Genomic DNA, 18,377 nt, shown 5'->3' with positions numbered 1-18,377 from the left:
CGGTCCTTTCGGTTGCGTTGGGTCGAAGTGCGGAAGAGTCCATCGTCAACCGATGGCATTGGTCAGGTCGTACAGCGGGACCAGCACGGCGACGATGACCGCACCGACCACCGAAGCCAGCACCAGGGTGATCGCCGGGACCATCGCCGCCAGCAGGCGATCGATGCGCCGGGCGCTGTCCTGCTCGAAGGTATCCGCCGCCTTCAGCAGCATGGTGTCCAACGCGCCGGATTCCTCGCCGACCTGGATCATCTGCAGGGCAAGCCGCGGAAAGCGCTTGCCGCGCGACAGTGCCAGCGACAGGCCCGCACCGTTCTTGACCTCGTCGGCGGCGGTATCCACGTCGGCTGCCAGCGCGCGGTTGCCCAGTACGTTGCGGGCGATGCCCAGCGCACCCAGCAGCGGCACACCGTTACGCAACAGCGTCCCCAGCGTGCGCGCCAGCCGTGCGGTTTCCAGCTCGCCGAGCAGGCGGCCGATGCTGCGCCGTTGCAGCAGCCAGCCGTCGAGGGCCAGGCGGAAGGCCGGCTGCCGCAGCTTGCGCTCGAACAGCAGGGCCAGCACGCCCGGTACCACCAGCAGCAGGATCCACCAGTCGCGCACGAACAGACCGAGCTGCAGCACGGCGTTGGTGAACCACGGCAGCGCCACGTCCAGGCTCTCGTACATCTGCGCGAACTGCGGCACGACGTAACCCAGCAGGAACAGCAGCGCGCCGCCCACCACCACCAGCAGGATGGCCGGGTAGACCAGCGCATTGATCACCTTGCCCTGCAGCGCACGCGCGCGTTCAAGGTAATCGGCCAGCCGCTGCAGGGTCTCATGCAGGCTGCCGCCGGCCTCGCCGGCACGCACCATGTTCACGTACAGGCGCGAGAACAGGCCATGCTGGCGCTCCAGCGCGGTCGACAGCGGCGCACCACCGCGCACCACGTCGCGGATGTCGGTGATCGCACGACGCGAGCGCTCGTCCTCGGGCAGGCCCAGCAGGATCGACAGCGCGCGATCCAGCGGTTGGCCGGCACCGAGCAGGGTCGCCAGCTGCTGGGTGAACTGCAGCAGCGCCGGGCCCTGCAGCGGGCGCTGGTGGAACAGGTTGCGCCAGCTGCCCCCGCCGATGGACCCCGCATCGGCCAGCTGGGTTTCCATCGGCAGATGCCCCTGGTCCTGCAGGCGCGCGATCAGGTCGGCCTCGCTGGCCGCTTCCATCTGCCCGTCGAAGATCTCGCCATGCGGATTGAGGGCCTTGTAGCGGTAGTTAGGCATGTCAGCCCCGGGCTCCGGCGCGCATCAGCTCTCCTCCGTCACACGCAGGACTTCCTCGATGGTCGTCTGCCCGGCAAGGGCCTTGGCCAGGCCATCCTCGTACATGGTGCGCATGCCGCCTTCGCGCGCGATGCGCTCCAGCTCGCCCATGCCATCGCGGCGCATCACCGCGCGCCGCAGCGCGTCGTTCATCACCAGGAATTCCATGATGGTGGTGCGGCCCAGGTAGCCGGTCGGTGCCAGTGCCGAGGGACGCGGCCGGTACAGGTGAATCGTCCCCTCCGGCTGCAGGCGGCGCAGCTCGAAACGATCGATCTCTTCCGGTGACGCCGGGTAGCGCTCGGCGTGGGTCGGTTCCAGACGGCGCACCAGACGCTGCGCGAGGATGCCGTTGATGGTGGAGGTCAGCAGATAGTCCTCCACACCCATGTCGAGCAGCCGGGTGATGCCACCGGCGGCATTGTTGGTATGCAGGGTGGACAGCACCAGATGGCCGGTCAGCGCCGACTGGATCGCGATGCGCGCGGTCTCCAGATCGCGCATTTCGCCGATCATGATGATGTCCGGATCCTGGCGCACGATGCTGCGCAGCGCATTGGCGAAGTCCAGGCCGATCTGCGGCTTGGCCTGGATCTGGTTGATGCCTTCGATCTGGTACTCGACCGGGTCTTCGACCGTGATGATCTTGACGTCGGCGGTATTGAGCTGGCTCAACGCGGTGTACAGCGTCGTGGTCTTGCCCGAACCGGTCGGGCCGGTCACCAGCAGGATGCCGTGCGGCTGCTCCAGGACCTTGCGGAACTGCGGCAGGAATGCATCGGTGAAGCCAAGCCGATGGAAATCGAACACCACGGTTTCGCGGTCAAGCAGGCGCATCACCACGCTCTCGCCGTGTGCGGTCGGTACCGTGCTGACGCGAAGGTCCAGCTCCTTGCCCTGCACGCGCAGCATGATGCGGCCGTCCTGCGGCAGGCGGCGCTCGGCGATGTTGAGCCGGGCCATGATCTTGATGCGGCTGATGACCGCGGCGGTCAGGTTGGCGGGTGGGCTCTCGCCCTCCACCAGCACGCCATCGACGCGGTAACGGACTTTCAAACGGCTTTCGAAGGGTTCGACATGGATGTCCGAGGCACGCAGTTCCACCGCGCGCTGGATCACCAGGTTGACCAGGCGGATTACCGGCGCTTCCGAGGCAAGGTCACGCAGATGCTCGATGTCGTCCACCGCGCCGCCTTCACCATCGGCGGTTTCCACGATCGCCCCCATGGCGCTGCGGCCCTGGCCGAACCAGCGCTCGACCAGATCGTCGATCTCCGCACGCATGCCCAGCACCGGCGTGACCGGCACGCCCAGGGCCAGCTGCACGGCCTGCTGCGGGTAGACATCGTGGGCATCGGCCAACCACAGCCGTACGCCGTGTTCATCCAGCGCCAGCGGGCAGACGTGGAACTGCTTGAGGAAGCGCAGCGACAGCGGCAGGCCTTCGGCGAGGGACTGCGGCGGCGTCTCGGGCACCTGCTTGCCTTCCAGCAGTGGCAGGCCCAGCACATCCGCGCTGGCCTGCGCCTGGTCCCGCTCGGACACCAGTCCCAGGCGCACCAGCAGGCCGAGCAGGCTGCCGCCGGCCTCGGCATGCAGCGGCCGCGCCCGGGCCAGGTCTCCTTCCTTGAGCCGCCCACGCGCCAGCAGCGCATCCAGGATGCGGCTCTCGGCGTCGTCGGCAGTGGTTGCAGCGAGCGCGTTCACGTGACTCTCCTGTCGATCGGCCCGACTTTAGCAGTTAAGCCGTGGTTTCCGCCGCCATCGCGCCGCCTTTCGAAAAATGACAACGCCCGCCACCACGGGGTGACGGGCGTCGCCAGTTCATCTACGACAGTGTGATGGCATTACTGCGTGGCGAGGATGGTCACCCCGCTGTAGGCGGCTTCACCCACCACCTTGACGTAGTACGTGCCGGCCACCGGCTTGTTGACGCGCACGGTTTCGGCGTTGCCCGCACGCGTGGACTTGGCGTCGTTGTCGCTCGCGCTGGGCTCGCGGCCCTGGGCCAGGTACACCGACACGTTGCCACTGCCACCGTAGGTGATCACGCTCAGCGATTTGCCCGCCACCGCTTCGAAGCTGTACAGGGCACTGCCGCCGGTCGCACCGGACAGGCCGCCGACAGCGACCTTGTTGGTCAGCGGTGTGGCTACCGGGCCGCAGTCCTCGGTGCACGGTTCCTCCAGCGCCTTGGCCAGTGCGGCCTTGGCGTCGACGATGCCGGTACCGATCGGGGTCGCCGACGGGATGGCCACCGGGAACGGGCGTGCGGTTTCCTTGAGCAGGGTACGCATGGCTGCCGGAGCCAGCGGCTCCTTGCCATCGGCGATCAACGCGCTCTGCACCAGTGCCGCCACCGCCGCGACGTGCGGCGAGGCCATCGAGGTTCCGCCCTTGCCCATGTAGGTATAGCTGCCCGAGTCCGGCGTAGTGGCCGCGTCGGAACCGGCCTGCCAGACATAGCCACCCGGATTGCCGTCCACGCTGCCGCCACCACCAGGGCCGGAAAGATCGACGCGGGTGCCGTAGTTGGAGTAGTAGGTGATGCCGCCGGTGATACGGGTGGCTCCCACCGTCACCACGCCATCGCAGCTGGCAGGGCGGTAATTGGACGCATTGTCCGTCTCGTTGCCGGCGGCCACCACGACCGTGGTGCCGCGCGAGATCGCGCCATTGATCGCATCCTGGTAGGTGCCGCCGCAGCTGCCGCTGCCGCCCAGGCTCATGTTGATGATCTCGGCCGGGTTGGCATTGGCCGGAATGCCGGCCACGGTGCCGCCGGAGGCCCAGGTAATGGCATCGGCGATATCGGAAAGGTAGCCACCGCACTTGCCGAGCACGCGGACCGGCAGCACCTTGGCCTTGTGCGCGACACCGGCCATGCCGACGCCGTTGTTGGTCTGCTCGGCCACGGTGCCGGCAACGTGCGTGCCGTGCCAGGAGCTGTCATCGGCCAGCGAGCCGGTGTAGCACTCGTTGTCGTTCTCGACCCAGTCGCCATAGTCCAGCGCACCGGGTACCCGCTCGTTGGTGGGGCGGCGCGAGGTCTCGGCATCGCTGATGAAGTCGTAGCCTTCCAGCAGGTTGCCGACCAGATCCGGGTGCTGCGGCAGGATGCCGGTGTCGAGCACCGCCACCACCACGCCCTCGCCCTGCGAAACATCCCAGGCTGCCGGCGCGTTGATGCCGCCGGTCGCGTTGTGCAGGTGCCACTGGTACTGCTGGTAGTACTGGTCGTTCGGCACCAGCGCCGGCTGCACATCGCCCGCACGCAGTTCGCTGCGGCGCAGCTTCACGTCGGCCTCGGCGTACTGCACCGCCGGATCAGCCTTCAGCTCCTTCAGCACGCGCTGCAGTTCAGCCGGGGCCAGACGGCCCTGCAGGCGGATCACATCGGCGCCGACGCCGAGCTTGCGCACGACCTGCGGGCCCAGGGTACTGGCGCGCGCAGTGCCGCCGGACAGGCTGGCGCGGGTCAGCGCCGACTGCACCGTGGACAGCTTGGCCGAACGATCCAGCGCAGCGGCCGTGCCGGCGCGGTACTTGACGATGATGCGGTCGGTGCCAGGCTGTGCGGTGCGCGCCTGGCGTGCCGGTTCCTGCGTCGGCAACCCGGCGGCATGGACGGCACCTACCGCGGTCATCGACAGCACGGCGGCGGCAAGCACGTTGATGCGAAGGTTCTGCTTCTTGATCACGTCGAAATTCCTCTTCTGGGTCATGGATCGAACCAACACTGCGGCCATCATTCCTTGACGACTCCCGGCCGGCCCAGCCGGGATTGCCGTGACCTCCCCCCAGGCCCTCGTTGCGGGTATTGCGCCGGCGTGGGTGGCCGCCGGCGCGATGGAGTGGCTTACCAGCCGAAGCCGGCGCCAACGCCGACCGAGCTGTCGTCGCTGCTGAAGGCACCGCCGAAGGTGACCGTGGCGCGGTCGCTGATTGCACGCTGGTAACCCAGCGACAACGCCGACTCGCCGCCCTGGAAGCCGACACCGACGCCGACCCGGTTCTGGGTACGGATGCCGGCGGCGCTGGTGGCCATGTTGAGCATCGCCGCGCTCATCGCGCCCTGACGATCGATGCGACGGTCCATATGACGCAGGCGGCCATCGACTTCGCCCTTGAACACATCGAAGCTGTCGGTCACGGCCTTCACCTGGCCATCGGTGTAGCTGTTGGCCGTGGCGACACCACGGTCCAGCTGACCCTTGTTGACCGCGTCGGTGGCAGCGCTGCCGGCCGCGACATTGGTGACCTGGCGCTCGTTGCCTTCGCTGCCGACAGAGACGGTGTTGGCACGATCGGCAACCGAGCCCTGGCCCAGCGCCACGGCGTTGGCGGCCGTCGCACTGGCCCCCTGGCCGATGGCCGTGGACGACGCGCCGCTGGCAACGGCGCCCTCTCCCACGGTGACCGCGTTGAAACCCGCTGCCGGTGTGCCGACCGGGATGCCCGAGCCCGCTGCGGCGGCGGTCGGCGCGCCCTGTACCCGGGCGCTGCTGGCAGTGGCCACGTCGGGGACGGCATCGACGCTGGCCGGTTGCGCGGCCAGGTTGGCGGCGCCCCCCTCCAGCGGCGTGCTGGTCGAACGCAGGCTGGCGGTGCGGGAGCGGTTCGCCCCCCCGGTGCGCTGGTCAATCTCGCTGACCTTGCGGTCCAGTGCGCCAAGGGCATCGCCGACATTGCTGTAGCTGGCGCCCTGGATCACGTAGTTCGGCGCGACGAACACGCCCTGCATGCCGACACTGGCGCCACCGCCGAGGAAGCTGGCGGCATCGCTGAGCGACTGGAACAGCTGGCCGCCATTGATCGCCTGGCGACTGCCTGCGGCGATGCTGCCGGCGCCGACATTGTCGATCGTGGTGCCCTCGATGCCGGCCAGGGTCAGCCGGTCGCGGCTGGCGTCGTCATAACCGACCGCATTGGCAGTGGACGTTTCCACGGTCGCGATACGCGAATCGAAATCGCCGACCCGGGTTTCCACCGCGCCGACGCGCTGGTTGGTGACGTTGAGCTGCGAACCGGTGACCGCGTCGCTGCTGCCTGCGGCGATGCGACCGTCGGCGACGTTGACGATGCGGCGCGTCGCCGGACCATCGGTACCGTTGCCACCGCCGACGGACACCACATTGGCGTCCAGCGCGCGCGCGCCACTGCCCAGCGCCACCGAGTTCGCACCGGTCGCGCCGGCGTTGGCGCCGACGGCCAGCGCCGCATTGCCGATGGCGCTGGCACTGCTGCCCAGCGCATTGCTGCGGTTGCCGCTGGCACTGGCACCGGAACCGACGGCGACCGCGTTGCTGCCCGTGGCGCTGGCGGTCCCGGTACCGGTCGCACGGAAGTGGCGGCCGGTGGCATCGGCGGTGGCCGCCACCACATCCAGCTGGCCCTTGTTCACCGCATCGGTCGCCTGGGTACCGGCCGCGACATTGGTGACCTGGCGGTTGATCGCGCTGTGGGTAACGCCCGCCGCATCAACCCAGTCCTGCGCCGCACCGACCGATACCGCGTTGGCACGATCCGCCAGCGATCCGGCACCCAGCGCGACGCTGTTGTCGGCGGCCTTGGTCGTCCAGGTGTTGCTGCCCAGCACCGTGGCATTGGTTGCCTGCGCGTAACTGTTGTAGCCGACCACGGTGGCCCCGTCCTCGGTCGCCCACGCCTCGCTGCCGATGGCGGTAGTGTGCTGACCGCTGCCGACGCTGTTGGCATCCTGCCCGGCCAGTGCGTTGAAGCCCACCGCCACGCCATTGAGGCCGGTGGCCGCGTTGTTGCCGAGCGCGGTACCGTACTCGCCGGCGCGTGCCTGTACGCCGAAACCCGCACCGGCGATCTGCGCGGTGGTGCCCTGGCCGACCGCCGTGGCGACGTCGGCCGCCTGCGCGCCACTGCCCAGGGCCGTGCCGAAGAAGCTGGACGTGGCACCCGCACCGTAGGCTGTGGACTGCCAGCCATTGGCATAGGCGAAGTTGCCGACCGCAGTCGCTTCGCGACCGTCGGCCGTGGCCCCGTAACCGACGGCGGTGGCGGCCAGGCCGCTGGCCTGGGCGATGCCACCTACCGCAACGGCACCGATGCCCTCCGCTTCCGACTGCGCGCCCAGGGCGACGCTGGCCGGCCCGGCGCTGCTGCTCTGCGCACCGAGGGCGATCGCGCCGCCAGCGGTACTGCTGGCGCTGTTGCCGATGGCCACGCCATCCTCACCCGTCGCCACCGCGTTGAAGCCCACGGCAGCGGCATTGGCGGCGACCGCCGTCGCGCCACTGCCCAGTGCGGTGGCACCATTGCCGATCGCGTTGGCCGCTTCGCCGGCGGCCAGCGCGTTGTCACCTTCCACATAGGCGCCGGCGTCGCTGTCGGCACTGCCACTGGCCTGGAAGTAGCGGCTGGTGTTCTCGGCCACCGACGCCACGGCGTCCAGCTGGTCCTTGTTGACCGCATCGGTGCCTTCGGTACCCGCGGCGACATGGGTGATCTGGCGTTCGCTGTCCGCGCTGCCAACCGCCACCGTGTTGTCGCGGTCTGCCTTCGATGCAGCACCGAGGGCGACGCTGTTGCTGCCGTTGGCGGTGGCATTGGCGCCCAGTGCGGTGGAATCAGCTGCGTCGGCCCACGAGTTCCAGCCGATGGCGGTGGCGTAGTCGTCGGTGGCCCATGCACCCGCACCGAACGCCGCGGCGCCGTAGCCGCTGGCGCGGGCCGGGATCAGACCGAAGAAGGTGCTGCCGCCGATGGCGACGCTTTCCTCGCCACTGGCTTCGCTGGACTGGCCCACCGCCACGGCTCCGGTACCGGCCGCGGCCGCACCGAAGCCGACGGCCGTGGTGTTGGCGCCGGTCGCGGCGGTGCCATAGCCGAGCGCGGTGCCGAGGCGACCCGTTGCCTCGCTGTAACCACCAACCGCCGTGGTGCCATCGGCCGACGCCGCGCTGCGGAAGCCGCTGGCCAGCGACTGCGCACCGCTGGCCAGCGCTTCCGAGCCGTTGGCGGTGCTGTACACCGCCGTGGCCTGTGCGCCCGCGCCGGTCGCCGTGCTGCCGATCTCGCTGGCAACCGCACCGCTGCCCAGCGCCGCACTGTTTTCACCCGTGGCCTGTGCGTTGCTGCCCACCGCTGCGGCATTGCTGCCGCTGGCCAGGCTGTCCAGGCCTACGGCGGTGGCACTGGCGGCGACCGCCGTCGCGCCACTGCCCAGTGCGGTGGCACCGTTGCCGATCGCGTTGGCCGCTTCGCCGGCGGCCAGCGCGTTGTCACCTTCCACATAGGCGCCGGCGTCGCTGTCGGCACTGCCACTGGCCTGGAAGTAGCGGCTGGTGTTCTCAGCCACCGACGCCACGGCGTCCAGCTGGTTCTTGTTGACCGCATCGGTGCCTTCGGTACCTGCGGCGACATGGGTGATCTGGCGTTCGCTGTCCGTGCTGCCAACCGCCACCGTGTTGTCGCGGTCTGCCTTCGATGCAGCACCAAGGGCGACGCTGTTGCTGCCGTTGGCGGTGGCATTGGCGCCCAGTGCGGTGGAATCAGCTGCGTCGGCCCACGAGTTCCAGCCGATGGCGGTCGCGTAGTCGTCGGTGGCCCATGCGCCCGCACCGAACGCCGCAGCGCCGTAGCCGCTGGCGCGGGCCGGGATCAGACCAAAGAAGGTGCTGCCGCCGATGGCGACGCTTTCATCGCCGCTGGCTTCACTGGAATCACCCATGGCCACCGCGCTGGCGCCGCTGGCCGTGGCAAACACGCCCGTCGCAGTACTGTTGGCCCCGCTGGCGATCGTGCCGTAACCCAGTGCAGAACCGAGACGACCACTGGCTTCGCTGTAACCACCAACCGCCGTGGTGCCATCGGCCGACGCCGCGCTGCGGAAGCCGCTGGCCAGCGACTGCGCACCGCTGGCCAGCGCCTCCGAGCCGTTGGCGGTGCTGTACACCGCCGTGGCCTGTGCACCCGCGCCGGTCGCCGTGCTGCCGATCTCGCTGGCAACCGCACCGCTGCCCAGCGCCGCACTGTTTTCACCCGTGGCCTGTGCGTTGCTGCCCACCGCTGCGGCATTGCTGCCGCTGGCCAGGCTGTCCAGGCCTACGGCGGTGGCACTGGCGGCGACCGCCGTCGCACCACTGCCCAGTGCGGTGGCACCGTTGCCGATCGCGTTGGCCGCTTCGCCGGCGGCCAGCGCGTTGTCACCTTCAACGTAGGCGCCGGCGTCGCTGTCGGCACTGCCACTGGCCTGGAAGTAGCGGCTCGTGTTCTCGGCCACCGATGCCACGGCGTCCAGCTGATCCTTGTTGACCGCATCGGTGCCTTGGGTACCTGCCGCCACGTTGGTCACCTGGCGGGTGTTGCCACCACCACCGACCGATACCGTGTTGTCACGGTCTGCAATCGAATCGGCACCCAGCGCGACGCTGTTGGCGCCGCGCGACTCGGCCGCATTGCCGAGCGCGGTGCTGTTGATGCCCGGCGACCATGCGCCACCACCGACGGCCGTGGAGTAGTTGCCGGACGCCTCGGTGGCGAGAATGCCGAACAACGAGCCGCCGACAGCGACACTGTTCGTACCGGTGGCCAAGCTGCCCTGACCGGTGGCCGTGCTGTAGTCGCCGGAGGCTTCCGAGTCGCCGCCCAGCGCCACGCTGTTGGAGCCGGAGGCATTGGCAAAATTGCCGAACGCGGTGGCGTTGAACGCCGAGGCGCTGGCGAAACCGCCGATGGCGGTGCTGTAGCCACCCGTGGCTTCCGCACCGATGCCGAATGCAGCCGAGGCCGTGCCGCTGGCCACGCTCTCGCTGCCGACCGCCGTGGCCGCTTCACCACTGGCGGTGCTGAAGTAGCCCACTGCCGTCGCCTCTTCTGCGGAGGCTTCGGACAGCACGCCGCTGGCGGTGCTGCCGGCGCCACTGGCAATCGAGGCAGCACCGAAGGCCGCGCTCTGTTCACCGCTGGCTTCGCTTTCCGCGCCATGCGCGGTGGCGTACTCGCCGGTCGCCTGTGCGTTGGCACCGATCGCGCTGGCATTGGCCGCGGTGGCCACGGCATTGAAGCCCAGCGCCTGCGCGTTGTTGGCCAGTGCGTTGGCGCCGCTGCCCAGGGCGATGGCGCCGTCGCCGATGGCGTTGGATGCCTCGCCGGCAGCCAGTGCGTTGTCCCCTTCCACGTAAGCGCCAGCATCGCTGTCGGCACTGCCGCTGGCCTGGAAGTACTTGCCGGTGGTGGATGCTTCCGCCGCGACGGCATCCAGCTGTGCCTTGTTCACCGCATCGGTGGCCTGCGTACCTGCGGCCACGTGGGTCACCTGGCGCTCGTTGCCGGCAGCGCCAACCGCCACGCTGCGGTCACGATCAGCCACCGAGCCTGCACCCAACGCGACCGCGTTGCTGCCGCTGGCGTTGCTGCCGGCACCCAGCGCGATCGCGCTTTCACCGCCGGCCACCGTATTGGTGCCGATGGCGATGCTGTTGACCGTGTTGCCCAGCGCCTGGTAGCCCAACGCCACGCTGTAGTCGCCGTAGCCGAAGGCACCGCGGCCGACGGCGGTGGCGCTGGTGCCGTTGGCCCAGCTGTTGTAGCCGATGGAGGTGGCGCCACTGCCGCTGGCCCATGCTGCATTGCCGAAGGCGGATGCGTTGGTGGCGGTGGCCCATGCGCCCGAACCGAATGCGCTGGCGCCACTGGCGGTGGCCCAGCTGTAGCCGCCGACGGCGGTGCTGTCGTCGCTGCTGGCGAACGCACTGTCGCCCACGGCGACCGCGTAGCTTCCGGTCGCACGCGACTTGCCACCGGCAGCCACGCTGTTGTCGCCGGTGGCTTTGGCCGCGCTGCCGAAGGCATTGCCCGACGCACCCGTTGCCTGCGCACCATTGCCGACGGCGGTGGCATCGGCGCCGGCGGTGGTGCCGACACGTTCCGGTTGACCGTCATCGCCGATGATCGGCTGGTTGTACTGGTCGTAGGCCTGGCCCAGTCCACCGATGGCGACCCCGCCGTTGCCACTGGCACTGCTGTTGCGACCGATGGCGACGCTGTCATCGCCCACGGCGGAAGCACCCGCGCCCTGGGCGACGGCACCGGCGCCGATCGCGTTGCTGGACGAACCGGCGGCCACCGCACCCTCTCCCTCGGCAAACGCACCGGCATCGCTGCCGGCTTCCGGCTGGGCCTGGAAGTAATGGGCGGTGGTATCCGCGGTGCTGGCCACGGCGTCCAGCTGCGCCTTGTTCACTGCATCGGTGGCTTCACTGCCGGCAGCGACGCCGGTGATCTGCCGCTCGTTGCCGGCACTGCCCACGGCGACGCTGTTGTCACGGATGGCTTCAGAGTTCGCGCCCAGGGCGACACTGTTGGCGCCGCGCGCCGTGGCGTAGTAGCCGACCGCCGTGCTCTGCGCGCCGCTGGCCCAGGTCTGCGCGCCCAGCGCGCTGGCCCCTTCTCCGGGTGCGTAGGCGAAGTAGCCGATGGCCGTGGCTTCGGCGCCGGAGGCTTCGGTCAGGCTGCCGTTGGCCACGGTCCGGTCACCGCTGGCGATCGCGCCGGCACCCACAGCGGTGGCGGCTTCGCCGCTGGCCTGGGTCTGCACGAAGAAGCCCAGGCCGGGAATCAGGTCAGCCGGGCCACCCACGGCCACGCTGCTGGTGCCGGTCGCGTTGCTCTGGGTGCCGACTGCGGTGGCGTAGTCGCCGATGGCGTTGGCCACCGCGCCGAATGCGGAGGACTGCGCGCCGGCCGCATAGGCACCCACGCCATAGGCGGACGCAGCGAAGCCAGCCGCCTCTGCGCTGGCACCGACCGCAGTGCCGCCGACGCCGGCACTGGTCGCGCCGGTCTCCACCGGCACGCCGCCGTTGGTGATGAGCGGATTGCCGTTCTCGTCCACGGCGGCGCCACCCACCGCGACGCTGCCGGGTCCTGCAGCCTGCGCGTTGTTGCCGAACGCGGCGCTGTTCTGTCCGGCGGCCAGGGCGTTGTTGCCGACCGCCGTGGCGTTCTGCGCGACCGCGGTGGCGCCGGCGCCGACTGCGGTGGTGCCATCGCCGAGCGCGTTGGCCGCTTCACCGGCAGCCAGCGCGTCATCGCCTGCGGCCAGCGCACCGGCGTCGCTGTTGCTGCTGCCGGTGGCCTGGAAACGCTTGGCCGTGGCATCGGCCACGGCCGCGACGTCCCGGAGTTGGCCGACATTGGCCGCATCGGTGTCTTCGGTACCCGCCGCGACACTGGTGATCTGCCGGGTCAGACCGTACTCGGCTGCGCCCACCGATACCGTATCGACCCGGTCGGCCAGCGAGCCGGCGCCCAGCGCCACACTGCCGGTGGCAACCGCTGCCGAGTTCGAACCCAGCGCGGTGCTGTATTCACCCACGGCGGTGCTGAACGCACCGACCGCGATCGATGCTTCATTGGCGGCCGTTGCGCCACGACCCACGGCGGTACTGCCCGGGCCCATGGCCACGGCTCCGCCACCGACCGCCGTTGCGCCGTCCGCACTGGCCTCGGACAACGCGCCCAGTGCGGTCGCTGCGCCGTTCTCGCTGGCCGCAACAGCGCTGGCACCGACGGCGGTATCTCCCAGTCCGAGCGCAACGGCACTCTGGCCGACGACGACGCTGGCATCGCCGATGGCCAGCGCGTTCTGGCCGAACGCACTGGCGCCCAGACCGGCGGCCACGGCCTGTGTGCCGACGGCCGTGGTGGCGTTGGCCAGCGACTGGCTGCCGCTGCCGACCGCAATCGCGCCCTGCCCTTCGATCTTCGCCGCGTCGCTGTCATCACCGGCGCCGTCGGCCTTGAAGTAGCGACTGCTCTGGGCTGTCGCTTCGGCCAACGCCGCCTGCGTGGCCCGCGCCTGTGCATCCAGCTGTGCCTTGTTCACCGCATCGGTTGCCTCGGTGCCAGCGGCGACGTGGGTCACCTGCCGTTCCTTGCCCGCATCACCGACGGCAACGGTATTGGCACGCGTTGCTTTCGAGCCGGCGCCCAGCGCCACGCTGTTGGCACCGGTTGCACGGCTGCCGGTGCCCACGGCGACCGCATTGGTGCCGGTGGCCGAGGCGCTGCCATCCACCAGGCACTTGTCGACGATCGAGCTGTTGAGCACCACGCAGTTGGCGTTGCCGCCGATCTCCACCGACTGTGCAGAGGCGACGCCGGTCATGCCCAATCCCAGTGCCAGCGCCAGTGCGGCAGCCAGTACAAAGGGCCTGGCCTGTGTCGCATCGCGGCGTTGGTCGACGACCCCGCCGCAACTGTCGGACGAGGCCAGTTCCGAGGCCACGACCAACTGACCCAGTGCTTTGTTCCAGACCTTGCGATAAATCCGATTCATCGGTACGGCTCCTGATTGGACTGGTTTTGGGCAAAGCAACGCCACCGCCGGACCTTCTGGTCCAACGTCCCCTGGGGGCGTTTATTCGCGTGATTTACTGCGGGGTATTGCCGAACGGCGCGCAGCGAAAGAAAACCGAGCGCATGCGCCAAGCGGTTACTGCGGGATGAATGGTTCTGAAACGGGGTTCAAGTGTTAACGGCAACTTTCCATATCGTCAAGACTTTGACACAGCAAATCACATTGCCGTGAAGCAGTTCACTTTTTCACGCGTTTATCAATCCATTTTGTTAGTTGCACGTGACGATTGTCTGGCGCATGGAAATGCATGTAACTCATGGTGGCGACAGGAGTTTCATCCGCGCAAAGAAAAACCCGCCGGCAATGCGGCGGGTTTTTCCATACGCATCGGCATCGACGCCTGCGCGAAGCGGTGCGCGATCAGCCGCACCACACCCGGGCATTGCGGAACATCCGCATCCACGGTGAATCACCCTGCCACTCGGCCGGCGCCCAGCTCAGATTGAGTGCGCGCGGGGTGCGCTCCGGATGCGGCATCATGATGGTGACGCGCCCGTCCGTGCTGGTCAGGCCAGTGATGCCATCCGGTGAGCCGTTCGGATTGAGCGGATACTGCTGGGCGATGGCACCGTTGCCATCGATGTAGCGCAGCGACACGCGCGCAGCGGCCTGGTCGACGGCGTTGTCGAACACCGCCTGGCCTTCGCCGTGCGCCACCGCCACCTGCAGGCGGGAACCGGCCATGCCACGCAGCAGGATCGACGGCGATTCCACTACTTCCAGCAGTGCGGTGCGGGCCTCGAACTGCTCGCTGGCATTGCGGCGGAACTGCGGCCAGTGTTCGGCGCCGGGGATGATGTCCTTCAGCTGGCTCATCATCTGGCAACCGTTGCATACGCCGAGGGCAAAGCTGTCCTGGCGCTCGAAGAACGCCGCAAAGGCATCGCGCAGCGCGCTGCGTTCCAGGATCGAGGTCGCCCAGCCACGGCCGGCACCCAGCACATCGCCGTAGCTGAAGCCGCCACAGGCGACCAGGCCGGTGAAGTCCTGCAGGGCCACGCGCCCCTCGATCAGGTCGCTCATGTGCACGTCGAACGCGCGGAAGCCTGCACGTTCGAAGGCGTTGGCCATCTCGATCTGGCCGTTGACGCCCTGTTCGCGCAGTACCGCCACGCGCGGACGCGCACCGGTGCTGATGAACGGCGCCGCCACATCCTCGTTGAGGTCGAAGCTCAGCTTCGGCTTCAGGCCCGGTGCGTTGAACGCGCGGGCGACATCGCGCTCGGCATCGGCGCTGGCCGGATTGTCGCGACGCTTCTGCATGGCATGGGTGACCGACCACCACGCATCGAACAGCTGCTCCCAGCGCCACTCGGCCAGGTTCTCGCCTGCCAGCGATACGCGCACCACCGGTGCGGTGGTCGGCCTGGCGATGCGCTGCGCGCATTCGGTAAGGGCGTGGCGCTCGACCAGGTCGGCAAAAGCGGCGCGATCTTCGCGGGCGATCTGCACCACCGCACCCAGTTCCTCATTGAACAGGCTGCGGAACGGGTCATCGCCCCACGCGTCGAGGGCGATATCCAGGCCTAGGCGCGAGGTGAACGCCATTTCGCACAGCGCGGCGAACGCGCCGCCGTCGCTGCGGTCATGGTACGCACGCAGCAGGCCGGACTGGCGCGCATGCCGGATCAGTTCGAAGAAGGCACGCAGGCGCTGCGGGTCGTCCAGGTCCGGCGCGGCACCGGCGAAGGCCGGCAGTTCGCTGTGGTCGGCGTGCACCTGCGCCAGGATCGAGCCGCCCAGGCGCTGCTTGCCGGCACCGAGACCGATCAGCCACAGCTCGCTGTCGACGTCGCGATCAAGCAGAGGCGTCAGCTGCTGGCGCACATCGGCAACCGGCGCGAACGCCGAGATCACCAGCGACACCGGCGACACGCTCTTGTGTGCCTCGCCCTGGTCATGCCACTGCGCCTGCATGGACAGCGAGTCCTTGCCGACCGGGATGCTGATGTCCAGCTGCGGGCACAGTTCCATGCCCACGGCCTTCACTGCGTCGTACAGCAGCGCGTCTTCGCCCGGATGGCCGGCAGCAGCCATCCAGTTCGCCGACAGCTTGATGCCATCCAGCGCATCCACCGGGGCCGCGCACAGGTTGGTCAGCGCTTCGCCCACGGCCATGCGCGCCGACGCCGCGGCGTCGAGCAGGGCCAGCGGCGTGCGCTCGCCGATCGACATCGCCTCACCGGCCACGCCATCGAAATCAGCCAGGGTGATGGCTACGTCGGCCACCGGCAGCTGCCACGGGCCGACCATCTGCTCGCGGGCGGTCAGGCCGCCGACGCTGCGGTCACCGATGGTGACCAGGAAGTTCTTCGAGGCGACGGTCGGGTGCGCCAGCACGCGCAGGCCGGCTTCCTGCAGATCCAGGCCACCGGTCTTCAGCGCCGGCCAGCGCGGTGCCGGCGGGTGCGCCGTGTCGCGGTGCATTTTCGGCGGCTTGCCGAACAGCACGTCCATCGGCAGGTCGATCGGTGCGTCGGCGGGAACATGGCCCGGCACCGCGCCGTACGCCACCACCAGATGCTCCTCGGCGGTCGCCACGCCCACGGCGGCGAACGGGCAGCGCTCGCGCGCGCACAGCGCGGCAAACTCGGCCAGTCGCTCCTGCGCGACGCCAAGCACGTAGCGCTCCTGCGATTCGTTGCACCACAGCTGCATCGGCGACAACGACGGATCGTCGGTGGGCACCTTGCCCAGGTCGATGATGCCGCCCACGTTCGAATCGTGCAGCAGCTCGGGAATCGCGTTGGACAGACCACCGGCACCGACGTCATGGAAGAACTTGATCGGGTTGTCGGCACCCATCGCCACGCAGCGGTCGATGACCTCCTGGCAGCGGCGCTCCATCTCCGGGTTGTCGCGCTGCACGCTGGCGAAATCCAGGTCTTCGGCGCTTTCACCGGAGGCCACCGAGCTGGCCGCACCGCCACCCAGGCCGATCAGCATCGCCGGACCGCCGAGCACGATGACCGCATCACCGGCCTGCAGCGGGATCTTGTCGACCTGGATACGGTCGATCGCACCGAGGCCGCCGGCCAGCATGATCGGCTTGTCGTACGCACGGACCAGGTCAGCGCCTTCAGGCAGCTCGAAGCTGCGGAAGTAACCGAGCAGGTTCGGGCGGCCGAACTCATTGTTGAACGCAGCGCCGCCGAGCGGGCCGTCGGTCATGATCTCCAGCGCCGGCGCCATCCGCGGATTCAGCGCGCGCGGCGCTTCCCACGGCTGCGGCAGCTCGGGGATGCGCAGGTGCGAGACCGAGAAGCCGGTCAGGCCGGCCTTCGGCTTGCCGCCGCGGCCGGTTGCGCCTTCGTCGCGGATTTCGCCACCGGCACCGGTGGAAGCCCCCGGGAACGGCGCGATCGCGGTCGGGTGATTGTGGGTTTCGACCTTGATCTGGAAGGCGCTGGGCACCTGCGGCTCGCGGCGGTACTCGCCACTGGCCGGATCCGGACGGTAACGCGACGCCGGATGGCCTTCGATCACCGCAGCGTTGTCGCTGTACGCGCTCAGGGTGTGCTGCGGCGTCTGCTGGTGGGTGTTCTTGATCATGCGGAACAGCGAGCGTTCCTGCGCCTGCCCGTCGATGGTCCAGCTGGCGTTGAAGATCTTGTGCCGGCAGTGTTCGGAATTGGCCTGCGCGAACATCATCAGTTCCACGTCAGACGGGGAGCGCCCCAGTGCGGTGAAGCGCTCGCGCAGGTAGTCGATCTCGTCCTGGGCCATGGCCAGGCCAAGGCGCTGGTTGGCGGCTTCCAGCTGCGCCACCGGAACGCGCTCCAGTTCACCGCGGGCCGGCGCCGAGAACAGGGCCTGGCCCTGCTCGACGTGGTCCAGCACCGACTGCGTCATCGGGTCGTGCAGCACCTTCACCAGCGACTGCTGGGTGGCGGCATCGTCCGGCCAGCCCAGCACGTCGATACGCAGGCCGCGCTCGACCCGGCTGACCGGCTGACCGGCCCCGCGGACCAGTTCGGTGGCCTTGCTCGACCACGGCGACAACGTTCCCAGACGCGGCACCACGATGCGGCTGACGGCCCCTTCGGCGACCGTCCCGGCCTGCGACTGTGCTTCCAGGATGCGGCACAGGGTGGCCTGATCGGGCACGGCCGAGCCTTCCGGCTGCACGAAGTAGACGTGCCAGGCACCACTGATGCGCAGGGAGGGAGCGATGGACTGCAGGCGGGATTCAAGACGTTCGCGGCGGAACGGCGACAGGGCGGGCGCGCCCTCGAGGACCATCATGTCCGGGGAACCGTAGTTGGGAAACGGGCCCGATATTGTACCGGAAGCGGGGGATGGGCTTGGGCCGGGCTGCGCCCGGCACCCGCCGAAGCAACGGCCGAAGCAACAGCAACGTCAAAAGCCGGTTTCCTGCAGGTTGGCGGGGTGGGTCCGGTGGCGGGGGTGTCCGCGGCATGGATGCCGCGGCCAAGCCCCCAGGGATGGGTTCACGGCGTCCCCCGCCACCGGACCCACCCCGCCTTCGACGGATTTCCGCGATCTGTATTCGGTCCACGCCATGCGCGGATGCTCCGCGGCAGTGCCGGCCGAATGAAGAGCGAAGCGACCGGCTCTTGCTTTTGATTTTGTTCTGTCTTTCGTGGCTGGCAGCCGCAGGAACCTGTCCGTGGCCGGGTGGGTGGGCTGCGCAGGGGCGTAAGCGCCATGGATA

At 69.1% G+C, this 18,377-nt stretch carries 5 protein-coding genes; all 5 read right to left on the bottom strand.

The features are described 5' to 3' along the window. Nucleotides 1-45: 45 nt before the first annotated feature. Entirely contained in the window at nt 46-1,266 is a 1,221-nt protein-coding gene (locus tag N5J29_RS11880; protein ID WP_065175845.1) for a type II secretion system F family protein, read from the bottom strand. A 24-nt stretch (nt 1,267-1,290) separates the two neighbouring features. Further along, nucleotides 1,291-3,012 (bottom strand): type II secretion system ATPase GspE, encoded by a 1,722-nt coding sequence (gene gspE, locus N5J29_RS11875; RefSeq protein WP_053520021.1) that lies wholly within the window; start codon nt 3,010-3,012, stop codon nt 1,291-1,293. A 140-nt stretch (nt 3,013-3,152) separates the two neighbouring features. Beyond that, nucleotides 3,153-5,006: a S8 family peptidase gene (locus N5J29_RS11870; protein WP_164151726.1), complete on the bottom strand. Its 1,854-nt coding sequence runs from the start codon at nt 5,004-5,006 to the stop codon at nt 3,153-3,155. A 158-nt stretch (nt 5,007-5,164) separates the two neighbouring features. Further along, a complete protein-coding gene (locus N5J29_RS11865) occupies nt 5,165-13,621 on the bottom strand; it encodes an ESPR-type extended signal peptide-containing protein (RefSeq protein WP_164151719.1) in 8,457 nt (2,818 codons plus the stop codon). A gap of 441 nt (nt 13,622-14,062) precedes the next feature. Beyond that, nucleotides 14,063-17,947, bottom strand: coding sequence for a phosphoribosylformylglycinamidine synthase (purL, locus tag N5J29_RS11860; RefSeq protein ID WP_164151721.1), 3,885 nt, complete (start codon nt 17,945-17,947; stop codon nt 14,063-14,065). Nucleotides 17,948-18,377: the final 430 nt, after the last annotated feature.

The sequence above is a fragment of the Stenotrophomonas sp. GD03680 genome, assembly GCF_029844625.1.
Taxonomy (GTDB): Bacteria; Pseudomonadota; Gammaproteobacteria; order Xanthomonadales; family Xanthomonadaceae; genus Stenotrophomonas; species Stenotrophomonas maltophilia_P.
Note: the sequence above shows the minus strand (reverse complement) of the source record. Positions and strands in the feature narration are given on the sequence as shown.

Bases quoted from the DNA above. Each gene is read 5' to 3' on its own strand.
- N5J29_RS11865 (WP_164151719.1), bottom strand. From the start codon at position 13,621: ATGAATCGGATTTATCGCAAGGTCTGGAACAAAGCACTGGGTCAGTTG.
- purL (WP_164151721.1), bottom strand. From the start codon at position 17,947: ATGATGGTCCTCGAGGGCGCGCCCGCCCTGTCGCCGTTCCGCCGCGAA.
- N5J29_RS11880 (WP_065175845.1), bottom strand. From the start codon at position 1,266: ATGCCTAACTACCGCTACAAGGCCCTCAATCCGCATGGCGAGATCTTC.